Here is an 18,913-nt window from a genome sequence, read left to right as displayed (position 1 = left end):
TTTGGTCATTAGGTAGATTAATTTTCAATCTTTTTAAATTATTTTTTCTCTTTTACCTCTTCATAGTCAACGGTTTCTGCATCCCATTTCACTTTCTGTTCAATATTCGGTTTTGAGCTTTTCTTTTCTTCCTGCTGATTATTTTGCGGTCTGAAACCTGTGTATTTGTAAAAAGATTTAAAAAACATTCTTTTTAAAATATTCCAGACAAAGAAAATAATTATTGTTGCGAGAATTAACTCAAAAATAAATTTCATAGATAGATATTTATTGTTTTTTCAGATCATAAGTTATCGCCTTTTTGTATTATAATTTAATATAAATTCTTTTGGGCGATTTCATAACCTTATTACTTTAATGTTCGGTTTTAAAGCTGAGGTTCAATTAAACATAAAATTGAACCTCAGACTGTTGTATTTATTTAGAAGAAGGATTTACCATTACAGAAGAGTTGGAGACACTTTTCATAGATTTAGATTCTTTACCGTCTGAAATGGTTTCTACCTGAGTAGTTTTTACACTGATGTTCTGGTTGTGGATCCATCCTGTATTTTGGTCAAACTTTATCGTTCCGTTTTGCTCAAGCTCGCTGCTCATGCTGTGGTTGATGCCGTTCTGACTTTGCTTTTCTGTTTTTTTAGGAATACCTCCGGTAATAGAAATCTCGGCAATTCCGTTGCCTACGCTTTTCAGAGTATAGTTTGAAGTAACTTTTACTTTTCCTGCTTCATCAGCACTTTCTGACGTATTCCATTTATCGCCAATTTTCACTCCTTTTTTGGGAAGTATAGACAGATTTTTTTCAAACTGATCTTTCAGCACTTTTTCGTTGAAAGTTTCTTTAAGACTTGCCACAACACTTGCTCTCTGATTGGCATCTTTCACAATATTTTTAAGTGCATCAGAAATTTTGGTATAAACTGCATCAAATCCTGTGATGGAAATTACCTTTCCGCTGGTATCCATTTTCATGTTCAGTTTATTCCCTGTGAGTGCTTTATTTACATTCCAGATCATTTTAAGATTGTCATCTTTCGGAATCGGCTGATTGGTATCTACTACGATTGTTTTTCCTTGTGCGGACTGAGAGTTTCTTTTTGCAATCAGATTAATGGTCATGTCGTATACATTTCCTTTAATATCATTTACCGTAAAGCTCATTTCATCTGTAGATTCGCTGGTTCCGCTCATGCTTTTTCCGTCCGGGTCGGTCATGGTTTTGGTGTCTCTCTGGTAAGTTGTTAAAGGATATGTTTTTCCTTTTTCCAGTTTAAAAGTCTGCTTGAAAATACCTGCCGAATCTTTGATTGCAGCATCGGCTTTTACTTCTTTTACAGAATCGGCAGGAACTTCTACCGTTATCGTTTTACCGGTTTTGGGATCTACTTTGGTGATGGTTGCCGTTTCTTTTTTACATGAAACAACGGCTAATGTAATTATGGCTAATGCAAATATTTTCTTCATAAATTTTTCTTGATAAACCGGACGTATTTTTTACAGTTAAATTTCCTGACCGGTTGTAGATGTTGATTAAAATTAAATTTTCGTGAGTTTCTGTCTCATCGCTTCATACAAAATAGCTCCACATGCTACAGAAACATTCAGAGACTGGGTTTTTCCTTCAATCGGCAGCTTTATTTTTTCGTCTGAATGATGCAGAACTTCCTTAGAGATTCCTGTTTCTTCATTTCCCATGACAATAGCGCACGGTTCGGTAAAATCTATATCATAGATAAGCTTTTGGGCTTTTTCTGTTGCCGAAAATACGGAAATCCCACTTTGCTGCAGGAAATCTACCATATGTGCCAAATTGGGTTCTTTACAGATTTTGATGTTGTACATTGCACCGGCAGACGTTTTTATGGCATCAGAATTAACGGGTGCACCGCCTTTTTCAGGAATAATTACGGCATCAATACCCACACATTCAGCAGTTCTGCAGATTGCTCCAAAGTTTCTTACATCTGTTAATCGGTCTAAAATCAGAATGAAAGGAGTTTTTCCCTGCTCGAATAATTCAGGAACAATATCTTCAATTTTGTGAAACTGCACATCGGATATAAAAGCCACCACACCCTGATGGTTTTTTCTTGTAAAGCGGTTAAGTTTTTCTACAGGAACGTAATTGGGACGGATTTTATTTTTAGCTAAAATAGCTTTCAGTTCTGCATAAATTTCTCCCTGCAATGCGTTTTGTACAAATATTTTGTCAATAGTTTTTCCAGCTTCAATAGCTTCCAGTACGGGACGAAGCCCAAATATAAAATCGTCTTTCATTTATTTGGTTTAAAGTTTAATGTTCAAAATTCAAAGTTTAGTTTCGTTGTATTTTGAACCTTTTAGTTCTGAATTTTTTAAGTAGTTAATAAAAGCACCAATTTTTTTATTTAAAGTTTCAGATTTCTCTTTTAAAATTTCAAATTCTTTAGAGGTAATAAATTTTCTATCGAAAACGCGATATAATTGTGACCTCGTTTCTCCACAAGATGCTTTTGCAATAGAAAGAAACTGCACAAATTCTTTATTTCCATTTCTTTCAAAACCTTCTGCAATATTATCCATTACTGAACCTGAAGAACCGTCAATTTGGTTACAAAGTCTGTAATTATTTTTAAGAGGTGTTGTTTCTATTATGGTGTAAATTTCATTACAAAGTTCTCGGGATAATTTCCAAATTTCTAAATCTTCGAATTTTTTAATAGTCGCCATAACTTTGAATTTTAAATTTTTGAACCTTGAATTGTTAGATTTTTTCTCCCAAAACGGCTCTTTTCTGCGCCATCGCATAGCCGAAGTGCAGACTTTCGTGGAGGTTATTAAAAATAATAGCATCCTGAATGCTTTTCAGATCCATGCCGAAACTAGTCGTGTAAGGAGTATAATCTGAAAAAAAATCGCTGTCAAAATCTTTCATTAAAGTTTTTGAAGTTTCGGTCAGTAAAAATTCAAGATCTTCCACTTCGGATTTTTGAACATTCAGGTTAGGTAAAGTTCCTTTTTTGTAAGTTTCTATCCAGTATTTGTCTATTCTAAAAGGATTTCCGCTCAGATAATAATGCAGCAATTGCTGTGTGGCAACTGTATGGGCAATATTCCAGTAAATATTATTGTTAAAACCATCGGGAATCAGCAAAAGATCTTCGTGGGAAGTATTTTGAAGAATATCTAAGAGGTTTTTTCTGACTTGTCTGTGCGCTTGAAAATGATAATTCATTTTGCAGAATTTTAATCCCCAAAATTAGTTTAATAAACTGAAAATGACAATTATTTGTAGTAGGAAAGGAAAATTTTTAGAAATGTTAACAGAGTTATTTTTGAATTGGGAAAGTTTTCTTATTTTTTATGTTTGTAAAAAACTAAAAAGAAAATAATTATGATGGAAACCATTAAACAAGAAATAGGCAAAGAATACAATCCTTTTAAAACAGAAGACAAACACTATTTCGGTGGATTTTTTAATTTAGCTGATAATAATATAAAAGAAGCTTTTAATGAAGTAAGTATAAGGCTGTCCCAGAAAGGAGCAAGTCCAAAAACTTTAATTGAAAAATATACAAAAGAAAATGTGTCTTTAGTTGATTATGAAAGGTTCGTCATTTTACTTTCTGATTATTTTCCTATCATAAAAGAAATAGATCAAATTAATAAAGATGAAAAAGACAATAAAGGAATTCTAATACCCAAAACTAAAAATGACCGAATTAAAGATTTTGAGGTTATTTTGGTATCAATGATAGATGCAATTGAAAATTTGAGAAATTATTATACTCACTTTTATCATGAATCAATAGAAATCGATAATAAAATGTTTTATTTTCTAGATAAGGTTTTATTTAAAACCGTTTTAGATACTAAGAGAAACTATCTTAAAGAGGATAAAACCAAAGAGATGATAAAAAATACTTTAAAAGAAGATTTTAATAAAATTTTTAATTTAAAAGTTGATGAATATCTAACAAAAGACAACTTAACTTCAAAAAAAATAAAAAAAGCAAGAAAATACGGTAATAGTTTCGATATTGGATTAACAAAAGAAATTACTGCATCAATTTACAACGATGCAATAAAATATTTCACATATGATAAAAATGAAAAATCAATATTATCAGATTCTAGAAAAACAGCTTTTAATGAAAGAGATTATTTTTATAGAGATAAAAATTTTGATTTACCTATTTCTTCCAGCGGAATTATATTTCTGTTATCTTGTTTTTTGAACAGAAAAGAAATTGAGGATTTAAAATCTAACATTAAAGGATACAAAGGAAAGGTAACTAAAAACGAAGAGCCGACTTTAGAGAAAAACAGCATTCGTTTTATGACTACACATAGAATTTATTCTATTTGGCATTACAAAGGATTAAAAAATAAAATAAAGACTTCGGAAAGTGCTACAAAAGAAACTTTACTCATGCAGATGATTGATGAAGTAAGCAAAGTTCCAAATGTTGTGTATCAAAATCTATCCAAAGATTTGAAGGATAGTTTTATAGAAGATTGGAACGAATATTACAAACATAACGAAGAAAATACCGAAAATACAATAAACTCAAAAGTAATACACTCCATTGTTAGACGACGTTACAAAGACAAATTTAATTATTTTGCCATTCGTTTTTTAGATGAGTTTGTTAATTTTCCTTCACTGCGTTTTCAAGTATATTTAGGAAATTATCTAGTAGATTCCCGACCCAAAGAAAGCGCAAATGTGATTACCGAAAGAGAAATAAAAAAGAAAATTTTTGTTTTTGGAAAACTTAATGAAGTGAATCAATTAAAAAATGACTTTTTTAGCAAAATTGAAGAAGATAAGCTAGAAACCAATTTGGAAGTTTTCCCAAATCCTAGTTATCATTTTCCTATGGAGAATAGTGAGGAATTGAAAAGTGCTAATAAAATAGGAATTTATCTTTCAGATATTGAGAATCTGTTAGAACCTTTCAAAAAGCATTTAAATAAAAATACTTCCCAAGAAAAAATATCGTTAATAGAAGATATAACGCAACAAAATGAGAATATAAAAATTGGGCAGCCTTTGGCGTATTTGAGTATGAATGATATTCATTCTGTTATATTTGAAGTTTTGAAAAACCCAATTATTAAAGATGGGAAAATTGATGGGAAAAGCGTTGAGAAAAAAATAAAAAATCAAATCTATAAACAGATTAATGAAATAAAAAATAAAAAAGAAGAGTCGAAAATTATTAAAAATTTTCGCAAAAAGACAGAAAGTGATCTTGATTTAAAAAAAATGATTGATGATCTAATAAAGGAAATAAAAATTACAGATGATAAGATTAAAAAATTAGATGAAAACAAAAAAGAATATTTTGATTACCAAAAGAATAAAACAGCTAAGAAGAGAAATTATATCTTACAAAATTCTGAAAAAGGAGAAATAGCTACTTGGCTTGCCAATGATATAAAACGCTTTTTTCCTAAAGAATTCAAAGAAAAATGGAAAGGTTATCATCATCGTGAGTTACAATTAAGCATTGCTTATTATGATACGCAAAAACAAAATGTAAAGCTGCTTTTGTATGGTCTAGATTATAGAAAGGAAATACCAATGTTAGATTTTTCTAAACCTAATTTTCTTGATTTTTACGAATATTATTTGAAAAAGAGGAAACCACAATTGTACAACCTTTTATCTGATTTAGAAAAACTAGAAAGAGGAGAGTCGATAAATAAGGAGATGCTTTTATCAAAATATTTTAAGCTTTTTAGAAAAAGTAACTATCAAAACAAAAGTTTAGATGATAAAATAAACACCGCTTTGGCAAATCCTATTTTTATTGAACGTGGTTTTATGGACGGTAATCCTACTGTTATTCCAAATACTACTATTAAAGGAAATGAAAGCCGTTTTGCCAATTGGTTTGTAGCCTATAAACAATTTGACGAATATCAAAAATTCTACAATACGGAAGAGTATTTTTTAGAATTAAAAGACAAAACGCCAAATGAGATAAAGAAAATACAATCTCAAATTTATACACAAAAGAAAAATGATTGGGCAATCTGGAAAATGATAAGCTACATTTTTAAAGATATTTTTAATCAGGATTTGCAAAATGTATCTCTTTCAGAATTATACCAAAACAGAGAGCAGCGTTTGGAGAATGAAAAAAAATCAAAAGAAGGTGAGCGAAAACAAAACTTTTTTTGGAACAAAACCGTTGATCTGCAACTAAATAATAAAATAAATATTCCAGAAGTAAAACTAAAAGATATTGGCAATTTTAGAAAATACGAAAAAGACGAACGTATAAAAGTTTTTTTATCTTACAATGATATTACCGATTGGATGGCTTACTTACCAAACGACTGGCAAGAAAAACACACAATAAAGCCTATCAATGTAATTGATATACAAATTGATAAATATGAGAAAATAAGACAGCATCATTTATTAAAAGAAGTGCAAAATTTGGAAAGCGAAATTTACAATAAGGCGATAAACAAAGAAGAACTTTTACAGGAAGACATAAAGGGCAATAAAAATCCTAATTTTAAAAAGTATATTGTCAATGGATTATTAAAACAGATAAAAGGATTGAATGTTGAAAATTTTAAAATACCAAATTCCGATAAAGAATTTAACGCATTATCTGAAGAAACACTTAGATCTTACACAGAATTAGAACAAAAAGTAACCCTTTTGGTATTGATAAGAAATAAATTTGCTCACAATCAACTGCCAAATAAGGATGTTTATGCTTTTACCCAATCTATCCGGAAAAGACAAAAGAATGAAACTTATGCTGAATATTATTTCAACTTATTTGAAAAAATAAGAGGAGAAATATGAAAGTTTGCATTTGATTAATTTTTCATCGACAAATGTAAAAAAAAATGAAGAAAATTGCTTGTTTTCAGGATTCTGAAAACAGGCTTTACACTCCGATAAAAAGAGCACTTTGCAACTCAAAAACATTGAGGTTGTAATTGCTCTCAGTTTTGGAGGGTAAACACAACTGTCCTTGGTAATTTCAAAAAAAGGATTTCGTTGTAACTGCTCTCAGTTTTGGAGGGTAAACACAACCGCCTTGATTTCTAACATATATATTGTGATGTTGTAACTGCTCTCAGTTTTGGAGGGTAAACACAACTCTATCAGAGTAGATACTTAATTTTTGTGTGTTGCGACTGCTCTCAATTTTATCAATGAATTTTTATGTTTTTAAAGGAATTGATGAATCTTCGATTTGGAGGGTAAACACAACAGTTCTTCTAAATAGTCATTAAGTGTTGTAGTTGTAACTGCTCTCAATTTTGGAGGGTAAACACAACATAATAGTACTCAAAATCCCATCTTTATGTGTTGCGACTGCTCTCAATTTTATCAATGAATTTTTATATTTTTAAAGGAATTGATGAATGTTATTTGGAGGGTAAACACAACAAACCCTGTCAAGATTCAGAACCTTGACAGGGTTATTCTTTGGTACATAAAAGAAGATGTAGAAATGTGAAAATTAAACAGTTGCTTTGTAATTCCTGTATATTCGAGATTTTTAACAAACTTTAACTCAAAAATGGCATTCATTATGTTGATTAATGCAAGTATTTATCAGAAATTTACCCATTATTTTAAATTAAACTATGTCAGATTCATATCAAGCAGAAGACATCCGTCAGCTTACGGAAAAAGTGAAAGAGCAAAATTACTTTTTTAATCTTCTGAGACAGGAAATCAATAAAGCAATCGTAGGGCAGCAATATATGATAGACCGTCTTCTGATCGGTCTTTTGGGGAATGGTCACGTTCTTTTGGAGGGTGTTCCGGGTCTGGCAAAAACTTTAGCGATAAAGACTTTGGCAGAGGCCGTTCATGGGGATTTTTCAAGAATACAGTTTACACCGGATCTGCTTCCTGCCGATGTTGTAGGAACGATGATCTTCAATATCAAAGACAACGATTTTTCCATAAAAAAAGGTCCTGTTTTTGCCAATTTTGTTTTAGCAGATGAGATCAACCGTGCTCCTGCAAAAGTGCAGTCGGCTCTTTTGGAAGTAATGCAGGAAAAGCAGGTAACCATAGGGGACGAAACAATGCCGTTGCCAAAACCGTTTTTGGTTTTAGCTACCCAAAACCCAATTGATCAGGAAGGAACTTATCTTTTGCCTGAGGCACAAAGTGACCGCTTTATGCTGAAATGTAAAATAGATTATCCGGAATTTGAGGACGAAAGAAAGGTTATGAGAATGGTTTCTACTTCATATCAGCCGGAAATCAGACCTGTAATTTCTCTTGAGAATATTGTGGAAGCAAAATCTTTGGTTAATCAGATTTATCTGGATGAAAAAATTGAAAAATATATCTTAGATATGGTTTTTGCTACCCGTTTCCCTGAAAAATATGGACTTTCTGATTTGAAAAATTACATCAGTTTCGGAGCTTCTCCAAGAGCATCAATCAATCTGGCAATTGCTTCCAGAGCGTATGCATTCCTGAAGGGAAGAGCATTTGTCATTCCTGAAGACGTAAAAGCTTTGGCGCAGGATGTTTTAAGACACAGAATCGGACTGACTTTTGAAGCGGAAGCGGAGGAAATTTCAGCCGAAGAAATTGTTAGCAGAATTTTAGCAAAAATAGAAGCACCGTAATCAGAATTTGAAAATTTGAAAATCCGGAAATTTGAAAATTATCTTTTCACTTTTTATTTTCAAATTCTCAAATTAGCACATTTTCAAATTGAGTATGCAGATAAAAGACATCATTAAAAAAGTAAAGCAGATAGAGATCCGGACCAGAAGGAAAACGGAAGCTTCGCTGATGGGACAGTATCACAGTGCTTTTAAAGGACAGGGAATGACGTTTTCAGAAGTTCGCCCTTATCAGTTTGGTGATGAGATCCGCAGAATCGACTGGAATAAAACAGCACGTTTCCGGGAGCCGTTTGTAAAAGTGATGGAAGAAGAGCGGGAACTTACGATGATGATTCTGGTAGATATTTCTGCATCCATGGATTATGGCACAAAAACTCAGCTCAAAAGAGAATATGCCGCAGAAATTGCAGCAAGTCTCGGCTTTTCTGCAGCAGGAAACAATGATAAAGTAGGTTTAATTCTTTTTGCTGACAAAGTCTATAAAGTGATTCCGCCACAAAAAGGAAGAAAACATATTTTATCAATCATCAGTCATATTTTAACGGCAGATTATATACCTGCTGTTTCAAAGATTGATAAAGCTTTAGAATATATGATGGGAATTTTCAAAAGAAAATCTCTGGTATTCCTGCTTTCCGATTTTGAAGATGAATATGATCCTAAAACGCTGCGTGTGGCATCCAAAAAACATCAGCTTTTAGGAATGAGAATTTATGATGAAAAAGATAACGAGATTCCCGATGTAGGATATGCGCTGCTGAACGATGCAGAAACCGGAAAAAAGATTTGGGTAAATACATCCAGTGCAAGATGGAGGTATACTTTTGCGGAAGCGCAAAAACAAAAAATAAAAATGCTTGAAGAAGATTTTGCCAATTCTTCTGCCGAGCTTCTTAATATAAACACAGGAACAGATTATTCTAAATTGTTGTATAATTATTTTCAGAGAAAATAGATCAGCAGCTATGTTTGCTAATCTTATTCTGACTTTAACCTTGAATGATAAATTAAATTGAAAAAAGTACTTTTATTACTCTCTTTTTTAATCTGCGCAAATTCTTTTGCACAGCTTCTATCTTCTAATCTGGAGAAAAAAACTCTGGCTTTGGGTGAGGTTAATCATTTGGTAATAAAAATTGATAATCTGGGAAGCAGACCTGTTACTGCTGCACAGAAAAATGAACTTCTGCCTTTTCATATTGAAGAAATAAAAGACAGTATCGGGAGCAATTTTAATTCCTATGAAAGAAAAATTGAATTTGCTGTTTACGAAGAAGGAACTTTCAAAATCCCTGAACTTGAGTTTAAAGTTGGAGAAAAAGTCCTGAAAACCATTCCCTACGAAATTGAAGTCATCAATACCGCTCACAAAGAAGATCAGATCAATGATATTATGAGCAACAAAGAGGTTCAGCTAGAAGTTACCGATTATTGGGAGCTGTACAAATGGTACCTTTTGGCAGCTTTAGCATTGATTGCCCTGATTATCGCGATCATAATGTTTGTAAAGTATGGCAGAAAAAGTAAAGATTCTCCTGTTGTAACCACCAACCAAACATTAAAGGAACTGGATTCATTAAAAAAGAAAAAGTATATCGAAGAAGGAAATTACCGTTTGTTTTATGTGGAATTAATTGATATTTCAAGGAAGTTTATTACCAGACAATACAGCATTCCTGCCGATGTTTTACTTACAGATGATCTTATTTCTCTGATGAAACAGAATAATACAATTTCTCAGGAAAATGAAAAAATAGTGGAAGATGTATTTTTAAGAGGTGATTTGGTGAAGTTTGCCAAAACATTTCCCGATCAGCAGATGATGGAGAAAGATTTTGCCGAAATAAGAGATTTCGTAAAACGCTCATCCAAAGATATAGAATTTGAAAACTTGAGAAAAGATGTTTAATGTAGATTTGGAATTGTACAGCCCGTGGTTTTTGCTTCTTTTTGTGGTTTTTATACCTCTTTTATTCAGAGATTTAAGCCAGAAAGAGAAAAAGGGAATCAAAGTTCCGACTACCCAAAGTATGGAGCAGAACAATGGTATTCTGCCGGTTCTTTTCCTTTTAAAAATTTCAAAATACATCATCCTTTCTGCCTTGATTATTGCCATGGCAAGACCCAGAACCTTTTCTGTGTCTCAGGACAGGGACGAGACAAAAGGAATTGATATTATGCTCGCTGTGGATGTTTCTCTGAGCATGTTTTCCAAAGATTTTGATCCGGACCGGTATTCGGTCTTAAAAAAAATTGCCGTTGACTTTATCAGAAACCGCCCGAACGACAGGTTTGGTCTTGTAAATTATAAGCTGGAAGCTTTTCTGAAAGTTCCGCTCACTTTTGATCACGACGCAGTCATCAACGAAATTCAGAACCTGAATCAGAGAGAAATGGTTGACGGAACATCTGTGGGAGACGGTTTGGCTGTTGCTGTGAATCACCTCGTGAAAAGCAAGGCAAAAAGCAAAATAGTAATCTTGATGACCGATGGAGTGAATAATCAGATCAACGGATTGTTTCCGCCACAACTTGCCGCCGTTCTTGCGAAAGAAAATGATATAAAAGTTTACTGTATCGGGATCGGAAGCAACGGATATGCTCTTATGCCCGTAGACGTAGATGAATTTGGATTTTTTTATCAGGAAATGCCGGTTTCTATTGATGAAGATACCTTGAAAGAAATTGCTTCTACAACGGGAGGGAAATACTATCGTGCAGATTCTGAAAATAAGCTTCAGGAGATTTATTCTGATATTAATACACTCGAAAAAACTGATATTAAAGTGACCAAAAATTATAATTATGAAGAGTATTTCAAAGTTTTTCTCTGGATTGCTTTGGGAATGCTGGTCTTTGATGCCGTTTTGCGTTGGGTGCTTTATAAATTTATAAGCTGATGAATTGGTATTTAGGAAATTACTGGTACTTACTGCTGTTGTTGATTTTGCCGTTTCTGTCTGTGCTTTTTGTGCGCTATCTTCGCTGGAAAAGCAGGAAAAAGGAACTTTTTGCAGAATCGAAATTTCATGACGGTTTATTTGAGAAAAACACTTCTTTTCTCAGATTTTTTCCTGTGCTTTATTTTTTGGCGGTTCTTTTTCTTATTTTTTCTATTGTTGATTTGCTGAGCGGATCCGAGAAAATAAAATCTGTTCAGAAAATGAACAATGTGATGTTTGTAATGGATGTTTCTAACTCAATGAATGCGGAAGACATCAGTCCAGATCGTCTGACTCAGGCCAAAAATATCATTATCAATACAATTAAAGAACTGAAAAATGATAAAATAGGCATTGTGATTTTTGCAGGAGAAGCTGTTTCTGTCATGCCGCTTACGACAGATTACGGTACGGTTGAAACTTATATTTCAGATTTAAAAACGGATAATATTACAATTCAGGGAACCGATTTTCTTCAGGCAATGGAAATTACTTCCGGAAAATTTAAAAATATCAGTAAAGGTTCGAGAAAGGTAGTTTTAATCAGTGACGGAGAAGATAACGAAGGGAATGATAATGCTGCGATAAGATTGGCAAACAAAGAAGGGATTACTATTACCTCTGTAGGAGTAGGAACCGATGAAGGTGCACCCGTTCCTGTTTATGAGCTTGGTCAGCTTGAAGGATATAAATTTGACAGAAATGGTGAAACAGTTATATCTAAAAGACAGACAGAAGCGCTAAAAAAAATGGCGGAATCTACAGGCGGAATCTATATTGACGGAAACAATATGAATGATGCACCTCGAAGAATAGCTCAGGAAATCAGCAAAAAGTCTTCCGAAACTGATACGGTAGTCAATTCCCAGAATGCGAATCATTATTATCAGTATTTTTTAGGAGTTTCCATATTCTTTTTTATACTCATTTATCTTTTTAATCCCAAAAGAGATTTTAATCTTTGATAAATTGCAGAATAATTACTTTAACCCAATTTTAACAATTAAACCGCTGTTTATTAACATATAAAGAGATAATTTTGCAATAGATGAATACTAAAATTCTATTTTCAGCGTTAATACTCGTTTTTGTGTTCTCAGGTTTTGTATCTGGGCAGGAAAATTACAGAACTTTAGTGTTTGAAGGAAATCAGAAGTTTAAGGGGAATGACTTTGATGGGGCATCTTCAAAATATATGGAAGCTATAAAATCCAACGAAAATGATTTTACAGCGCACTACAATTTAGGAAATGCACTTTATAAAAAGCAGAAATATCAGGAAGCGCAGGTAGAATATTCAAAAGCCGAAAAGCTCTCGCAGACTTTACCGGATAAAGCTGCAGCATTACATAATCTTGGGAATACGATGATGCAGATTAGCGAGCCGGCAAAAGCAGCAGAATATTATAAGCAGTCATTAAAGCAGGATCCTTACAATGAAGCAACAAGAAAGAATTACGAAATTGCCAAACTTAAAATAAAGGAACAGCAAAGAAATAACGGCGATAAAGATAACAGCCAAGGCAAAAGCGGAGGCGGAGAAGATCAGAATAAAGGCGAAAAAGGAGATTCTAAAGATCAGAAAAAAGATCAGGGAAATGGTCCTCAACAGAGTAAGGGAAAAGATAATAAACCGAATGGAAGCGGACAAGAAGGAAAACTCCCGAAAGATCTGCAAAAAGCGATTTTAGACAGTATTGACGGCAGGGAAAAACGTACTGCCAGAAGAATATTAAATAATAAATCTTATTCTAAGCCTGCGAGCAACGAGAAAGATTGGTGATGAAGCAAAAAATTATTTACGCATTTTTTACCCTCATATCTGTAATTTCTTACGGACAGGTTGAGCTTTCTATGAAGGCTGATAAAACCGATTATAACGGCAAAGATATCGTAAATCTCACCATCGTTCTGGAGCTTAATGGAGATGATCTTGTACAGCAAAGCAAAATAATGCTTCCTGATCTGTCCAAATTCAATATGATCGGGAACGGTTCATACAGCCAGGCTTTTATGGATGGCTCTACCAATACTTCTGTAGAACAGTATATAACCAGAATAGCACTGGAACCTAAGCAAAAAGGTAAGATAAGAATCGGATCTGTATTGGTCAATGTAAATAATAAGATTTACAAAACCGAACCATTTGATATTTTCATCAGGGATATAGATAAAAAACCTGTTGCTAACGTCAGCAATGATGTTTATCTCAATATGGAAATTGAAGATAGGGAAGTTTATCAGGATCAGCCGACAATCGCTGTTTTGAGGGTGTATTCAAAAAATATGGATCACCTTAGAAAAGTAAAAAACATCCGTCTTCCGCAGCAGGATAATATCAATGTACATCCCGTAAGTTTAAAAAGATCTGATATAGATCCGAATGGCTTTGGAAATATGGCATCACAGATTCTGGCAGTTTTCATGGTGTTTCCTAATGAATCCGGATTTGTGGAAGTTCCTCCGGTATCTGCATCGGTCAATACTTTTTCAAGCAAAAATTCAATTATTTCCAATAAGGTAAAATTAAATGTAAAAAAACTTCCTGAAGGTTCTCCTGATTCATTCAAAAATGCTGTAGGAAACTTTAAAGTAGATGTTTTCTGCAATTCAAAAGAAAAAATTGAAGTAAAAAAGCCTGTAAATGTTACGGTAAAAGTATCAGGTGAAGGAAATCTTGCTGACATGACTCTTCCCAAAATAGAAGAATCTCCTTTTTATGATGTGTTTACACCAAAAATCTCATCATATATACGTCCCGGTACAGCAGGGATGAAAGGTGAGATTCTAGCAAAATATGTAATTATTCCAAAAAAATCCGGAGATCTTGTCATTACAACGGAGGCTTTTTCGTTCTTTAATCCTCAGGAAAAAGAATATGTGGATCTTGGGGAGGAAAAAATTGCGGTCACAGCATTTTCGCACGATGAGGTTTTGGAAGCAAGATCTACTGTAGAAAAAGTAAATGAATATACGAATACATTTCTGGAAACGGTAGACAGCCCTGTATTGAAAACCACTTCTTTCAAAGTAAAAGAAAAAAGTAAATTTAACTGGAGTATCTTAGTTACCAATATTGTTATTCTTTTAGGATTAATCATTGCCTATTTTCTGTTTAAAAATTGGCAAAAAAAGCGAAATATTGTTAAAGAAAAGTCAACTCCTAAACCATTGGGTTCTGTAGCTGAAACAGAAGCTGAAATGAGACAGAGCTTAAAAACAGACATTACCGACTATTTTGCATACCTTGAGAATCTTAAACTTTCAGCAGAAAAACAAAAGTTTTTTGAAACATTTGAAGAAATGGATGCAGAAGTCAGAAGCCAGTATTTTCAAAGCTCTAAAGAGGATTTTATTGCTTTTCTCGAAAGACACAAAGGTCATGATGTAGCTGAAAATTACCAACAGCTGATTCATAAAATTCAGATGGAGAAGTTTTCTCCTCTTACTTCTGAAGAATCTCTTAATGATCTTCTTGTTGATATTGTTAAATTATACTCTGTAATTAGCAAATAATCATTTTTTATTCATAATTTTGCGAAATTAATAATTTTGAGTGATGGAAATCTTTGAAAGTTTTGCTATTAAAGAAGTATTTACCTGTTTTATGGTTCTTTTTGCTGTGATAGATATTATAGGTTCTGTACCTATTGTTGTAAGTCTGCAGCAAAAATTTGGTCAGATAGAAGCAGGAAGAGCCTCCATTACTGCGGGGCTTATTATGATTGTATTTCTTTTTGTAGGGAATAAAATTCTGAAATTTATCGGAGTAGATGTCAACTCATTTGCAATTGCAGGTGCTTTTGTAATATTTATTATTGCTCTGGAAATGATCTTAGGGATTGAAATTAATAAAACAACGGAAGCCAAATCGGCATCTATTGTTCCGATTGCATTTCCTCTGGTTGCAGGAGCAGGAACATTAACGACTACCTTATCTCTTCGGGCAGAATTTCATGATATTAACATTATCTTTGGGATCATTCTCAATACAATTTTCGTATATTTGGTGCTGAAATCAGCAAAGTGGATTGAGAAGAAAATGGGAGAGGCGTCGCTGGCTATTCTTCAGAAAGTTTTCGGAATTATTCTTCTTGCTATTTCAATTAAATTATTCACCGCCAATTTTGCACAGCTCGTGCAGAATTATATTAATTTTTAATGATCATGCAAAAGTTTTATAAAGTATTTCTGGTAGTTTTTATTGTCTTTATTGCTATCAATCTATATGCAATTGACTGGAGAACAGATGTATTGTCTGAAGATAACCTTAAGTTTGTTTTTTCAATTCTTGCTGCCTTTTTAGGTTTAATATTACTTTTTGTTCTGAATACATGGAGTAAAATAGGTGTGAAAAAATAATAAGACTTACAAACGATAAAAAACCTCTTTTAAATTGCTGAAAGAGGCTTTTTTATTTAAAAATTTATCTTATTGTTGTAATCCTGACCAGCCAATTGCCCAGGTCGGAGTTGAAATTCCGTTGCCTGCCCCAGTTGCATCTGGCTTTTTGAAGTAAGTAGAATCTGCAATTGCGACTGCAGTACCTCCGGAAGATTTTAATGAAACTTCAGTAGAAACATTATCAAATAAAATATTGCTGATTTTTTTTTTCCCGTTAAAATAAGTTACTGACGCATCACCTTCAATCATAATTCCTGTTTTCCAGTTAGATAAAACGATGTTGTCAAAACTTGCTCCAGCTCCTTTGGAGAATTTTACAGCAATAGAATCTCCCACATTACCTCCTGTGAAAGTGGCATTTCTAATGGTTGGATTAGATTTTGGAAGTGCATTATCGTTAAGGTCGTTGTTAATTCCTTTTAAGCCGAGATTTCCGGTACCGTCAGTTTTTCTTTTGGTGTAAATATTGGTTGCTGTACCAATCCAGCCATCTCTGTAGCTTATAGAATGATTTGTATTTCCTATCGAAACAATATTGGAAACATTCACTGTTCCGCCATAAATTTCTATGCCGTCTTCTGCGTTATTCACAGTTGCAATATTCTCAATTCGGGTTTCGTTGCCTACACCAAACAATGACAAACCGTTGAATTTCTTTCCACTGGTGATTTCTGCACCTGCGTATTCAATTCGAACATAATTTAAAGATCCCGAATTATCATCAGAATCTGTTCCGCCATATGCTGCATTTCCTATTTCTGAAACACCTGAAAACCCATTATTCACAGGAGCCTTGCCACAGATAACAATACCGCCCCAATTTTCAGAGTCAGGATTTTCTGAAGTGAAGAGCACCGGTGAACCAGAGGTACCGTTAAGATAAATTTTTCCGCCTTGTTCTACCAGAATATATGAGGATGCACCTTCAGTTGCAGTAATTCTGGTTCCTGCGGGAATTACAAGAATGCCACCGTTTTTGATAACAACAGAACCTGTGAGTTTGTAGTTTATCATGGCATCCAATGTTACAGTTTCTCCGTTTTTCACTTCTCCTTTAAAGTTATCAGGATTCAGTGCAATTCCCATCGGAACGATAGAGGGTAAAGTTTCTTCATCTTTACTGCACGTATGTATGGATGCACTTATTGCGAAACTTAGTAAAATTATTTTCAGCAGGTTTTTTTTCATTCAAAAAATATTATGTTTCAGATATTTTAATGATCTAAAACGTTGAATTGTTATTAAATATATTAAATTAAATGAATAATGTTATCAGTTTTCTGCTAATTTTTTAAAGCTTTCAATCTTATTTTGCAATTCAGTCAGCATATCGGGATTGATGATTCCGCTTTCCAGATCAAAATTTTCGTAGAACTTTGGAAGAGAAAATGTTTCTTTAATTTCTGCTCCGAAGTTTGGAAAGAAAGTTTTCGCAGCATTCATCACATTTCCTCCACCATATCCGCCAGGTGAAGTGCTCATCAGAAGCATCGGTTTATTTTGAAAAACTTTTACATTAATTCTTGATGCCCAGTCGAAAATATTTTTGAAAGCAGCAGTATACGAACGATTGTGTTCTGCTAAAGAACAAATAATGGCATCGCAATCTTCAATTTGCTTTAAAAACAAATGTGCTTCTTCAGGAAATCCTTTCTTTTCCAAATCAACTGAAAATACAGGCATAGAATAGTCATTCAGGTCAATGAGGTTGATATCATCGTCCTTAAAGCTTTTCAATACAAATTTTACAAGTTCTCTGTTGATGGATGTGGAAGAAACACTTCCTGCAAAAGCAAATATTTTCATAAGTAAATTTATTGTTTTTTAAAATTAAATAGCAGCTATTTTCGATTTAAAACAGCCTTCGGAAGAGGAACATATTCCTGATCATCACCGGGAATCAAAGGAAATGCTTCATGATTCTGGTCATGCCAATTGATTTTTGCTTCATCAATTTTTTCTTTATCCGAATGTACGAAATTCCAGAAGATATGTCTTTCTTCGGGAAATGGCTCTCCTCCAAACAGGTAGAGTGTGGTATTTTCATTGATCTCAAACTCACATAGTGAAGCATTTTTTGCGATCAGAAGCTGTTTTGTACCGTATTCATTTCCTTCAATATTCACAGAGCCTTCCAGAATATACATTCCGACTTCACCAAAAAGGTGATGGCCAATATTCAGTTTCTCTCGAGATGTGCTTTTTATTTCTACAAAATACAGCGGGCTGTGTACAGGAACTGTAGATTTTTGCCCAAAAGCTTCACCGGCAATGAGTTTATATTGAATATTACCTTCATTCCAAGAAGGAATTTCTTCTGCTTCAATATGGAAAAATGATGGTTCACTTTGTTCCAACTCTTTAGGAAGCGCCACCCAGATTTGAAAACCATGCATAAACTGGGGAGAATTTCTAAGGTATTCAGGAGTTCTTTCAGAATGTACGACACCTTTTCCGGCGGTCATCCAATTAACGGCTCCCGGCTTTATTTCTGTGGCTGAACCAAGACTGTCACGATGAAAAATTGAGCCTTCAAAAAGATAAGTAAGTGTAGAAAGACCAATATGAGGATGCGGCGGAACATCAAAATTCTGGTATTCCTGAAGACATATAGGTCCCATGTGATCTATAAAAATAAAAGGACCTACGCTTCGTTTTTCACGAAAGGGTAAAAGTCTTCCTACAAGAAAATTGCCTATGTCTGCAGCTCTTTCTTCTACGACAAGACCAATATTTGACATCATATTTATTGAATTTAGCAGTTAAATATAAGTAAGTTTTAATGAATAGAATACTATTAAACCAAGAGTTTGTTTATTTTTATCTCAATTATCTGTTAATATCTAAATGATCAACAAGGAATCTGTAATTTTATGTACTGTTTTAAGTTAAATAAACAAGTATCACGAAGCAGATAATTTTATTAAAATAAGCAAAGTTCTAGGAGTAAA

The 18,913-nt window shown here is 33.4% G+C and carries 18 protein-coding genes; 10 read left to right on the top strand and 8 right to left on the bottom strand.

Annotated features, from left to right (window positions below):
* Positions 1–38: 38 nt before the first annotated feature.
* The 5 genes from AC0NBN_RS07625 to AC0NBN_RS07605 all read right to left on the bottom strand — a co-directional run bounded on the left by AC0NBN_RS07625 (position 39) and on the right by AC0NBN_RS07605 (position 3,214).
* Positions 39–257 carry a hypothetical protein gene (locus tag AC0NBN_RS07625; protein ID WP_143884535.1) on the bottom strand — a complete coding sequence of 73 codons (219 nt, stop codon included), beginning with the start codon at positions 255–257 and terminating at the stop codon, positions 39–41.
* Positions 258–417: 160 nt separating this feature from the next.
* A complete protein-coding gene (locus AC0NBN_RS07620; RefSeq protein WP_160812765.1) occupies positions 418–1,464 on the bottom strand; it encodes a DUF6263 family protein in 1,047 nt (348 codons plus the stop codon).
* Positions 1,465–1,536: 72 nt separating this feature from the next.
* A complete protein-coding gene (rlmB, locus tag AC0NBN_RS07615) occupies positions 1,537–2,277 on the bottom strand; it encodes a 23S rRNA (guanosine(2251)-2'-O)-methyltransferase RlmB (protein ID WP_160812766.1) in 741 nt (246 codons plus the stop codon).
* 30 nt (positions 2,278–2,307) lie between these two features.
* Positions 2,308–2,709: a four helix bundle protein gene (locus AC0NBN_RS07610; protein ID WP_160812767.1), complete on the bottom strand. Its 402-nt coding sequence runs from the start codon at positions 2,707–2,709 to the stop codon at positions 2,308–2,310.
* 34 nt (positions 2,710–2,743) lie between these two features.
* Positions 2,744–3,214, bottom strand: coding sequence for a DinB family protein (locus AC0NBN_RS07605; protein WP_143884532.1), 471 nt, complete (start codon positions 3,212–3,214; stop codon positions 2,744–2,746).
* 159 nt (positions 3,215–3,373) lie between these two features.
* Here AC0NBN_RS07605 and cas13b point away from each other — a divergent pair, with 159 nt between their 5' ends.
* The 10 genes from cas13b (at position 3,374) to AC0NBN_RS07555 (ending at position 15,920) form a co-directional block, all read left to right on the top strand.
* Positions 3,374–6,814 carry a type VI-B CRISPR-associated RNA-guided ribonuclease Cas13b gene (cas13b, locus tag AC0NBN_RS07600; RefSeq protein ID WP_160812768.1) on the top strand — a complete coding sequence of 1,147 codons (3,441 nt, stop codon included), beginning with the start codon at positions 3,374–3,376 and terminating at the stop codon, positions 6,812–6,814.
* A 794-nt stretch (positions 6,815–7,608) separates the two neighbouring features.
* On the top strand, positions 7,609–8,613 hold the full coding sequence (locus AC0NBN_RS07595) for an AAA family ATPase (RefSeq protein WP_160812769.1): 1,005 nt from the start codon (positions 7,609–7,611) through the stop codon (positions 8,611–8,613).
* Positions 8,614–8,707: 94 nt separating this feature from the next.
* Positions 8,708–9,571, top strand: a complete 864-nt coding sequence (locus AC0NBN_RS07590) for a DUF58 domain-containing protein (RefSeq protein ID WP_143884528.1) — start codon at positions 8,708–8,710, stop codon at positions 9,569–9,571.
* Positions 9,572–9,628: 57 nt separating this feature from the next.
* Positions 9,629–10,525 carry a BatD family protein gene (locus AC0NBN_RS07585; RefSeq protein ID WP_160812770.1) on the top strand — a complete coding sequence of 299 codons (897 nt, stop codon included), beginning with the start codon at positions 9,629–9,631 and terminating at the stop codon, positions 10,523–10,525.
* Complete coding sequence (locus tag AC0NBN_RS07580) at positions 10,518–11,516, top strand: vWA domain-containing protein (RefSeq protein ID WP_160812771.1); 999 nt, start codon at positions 10,518–10,520, stop codon at positions 11,514–11,516. Before AC0NBN_RS07585 ends, AC0NBN_RS07580 begins: the two co-directional genes overlap by 8 nt.
* On the top strand, positions 11,516–12,523 hold the full coding sequence (locus tag AC0NBN_RS07575; protein WP_160812772.1) for a VWA domain-containing protein: 1,008 nt from the start codon (positions 11,516–11,518) through the stop codon (positions 12,521–12,523). Before AC0NBN_RS07580 ends, AC0NBN_RS07575 begins: the two co-directional genes overlap by 1 nt.
* Positions 12,524–12,606: 83 nt before the next feature.
* Positions 12,607–13,341, top strand: coding sequence for a tetratricopeptide repeat protein (locus AC0NBN_RS07570; protein ID WP_160812773.1), 735 nt, complete (start codon positions 12,607–12,609; stop codon positions 13,339–13,341).
* Positions 13,341–15,074: a BatD family protein gene (locus AC0NBN_RS07565; RefSeq protein ID WP_160812774.1), complete on the top strand. Its 1,734-nt coding sequence runs from the start codon at positions 13,341–13,343 to the stop codon at positions 15,072–15,074. Before AC0NBN_RS07570 ends, AC0NBN_RS07565 begins: the two co-directional genes overlap by 1 nt.
* A gap of 43 nt (positions 15,075–15,117) precedes the next feature.
* Complete coding sequence (locus AC0NBN_RS07560) at positions 15,118–15,720, top strand: MarC family protein (protein WP_089742939.1); 603 nt, start codon at positions 15,118–15,120, stop codon at positions 15,718–15,720.
* Between the two features lie 5 nt (positions 15,721–15,725).
* Positions 15,726–15,920 carry a hypothetical protein gene (locus tag AC0NBN_RS07555; protein ID WP_160812775.1) on the top strand — a complete coding sequence of 65 codons (195 nt, stop codon included), beginning with the start codon at positions 15,726–15,728 and terminating at the stop codon, positions 15,918–15,920.
* A gap of 69 nt (positions 15,921–15,989) precedes the next feature.
* Here the strand turns inward: AC0NBN_RS07555 and AC0NBN_RS07550 are convergent, their stop codons facing one another.
* The 3 genes from AC0NBN_RS07550 to AC0NBN_RS07540 all read right to left on the bottom strand — a co-directional run bounded on the left by AC0NBN_RS07550 (position 15,990) and on the right by AC0NBN_RS07540 (position 18,703).
* The gene (locus AC0NBN_RS07550; RefSeq protein WP_160812776.1) at positions 15,990–17,150 is read right to left on the bottom strand and encodes a hypothetical protein; all 1,161 of its coding nucleotides are present in this window, start codon (positions 17,148–17,150) and stop codon (positions 15,990–15,992) included.
* An 84-nt stretch (positions 17,151–17,234) separates the two neighbouring features.
* Complete coding sequence (locus AC0NBN_RS07545; protein ID WP_160812777.1) at positions 17,235–17,768, bottom strand: NAD(P)H-dependent oxidoreductase; 534 nt, start codon at positions 17,766–17,768, stop codon at positions 17,235–17,237.
* A 35-nt stretch (positions 17,769–17,803) separates the two neighbouring features.
* A complete protein-coding gene (locus tag AC0NBN_RS07540) occupies positions 17,804–18,703 on the bottom strand; it encodes a pirin family protein (protein ID WP_160812912.1) in 900 nt (299 codons plus the stop codon).
* Between the last annotated feature and the right edge of the window lie 210 nt (positions 18,704–18,913).

Source organism: Chryseobacterium sp. L12, from assembly GCF_056133985.1.
This window is presented reverse-complemented; position numbering and strand designations above follow the sequence as displayed.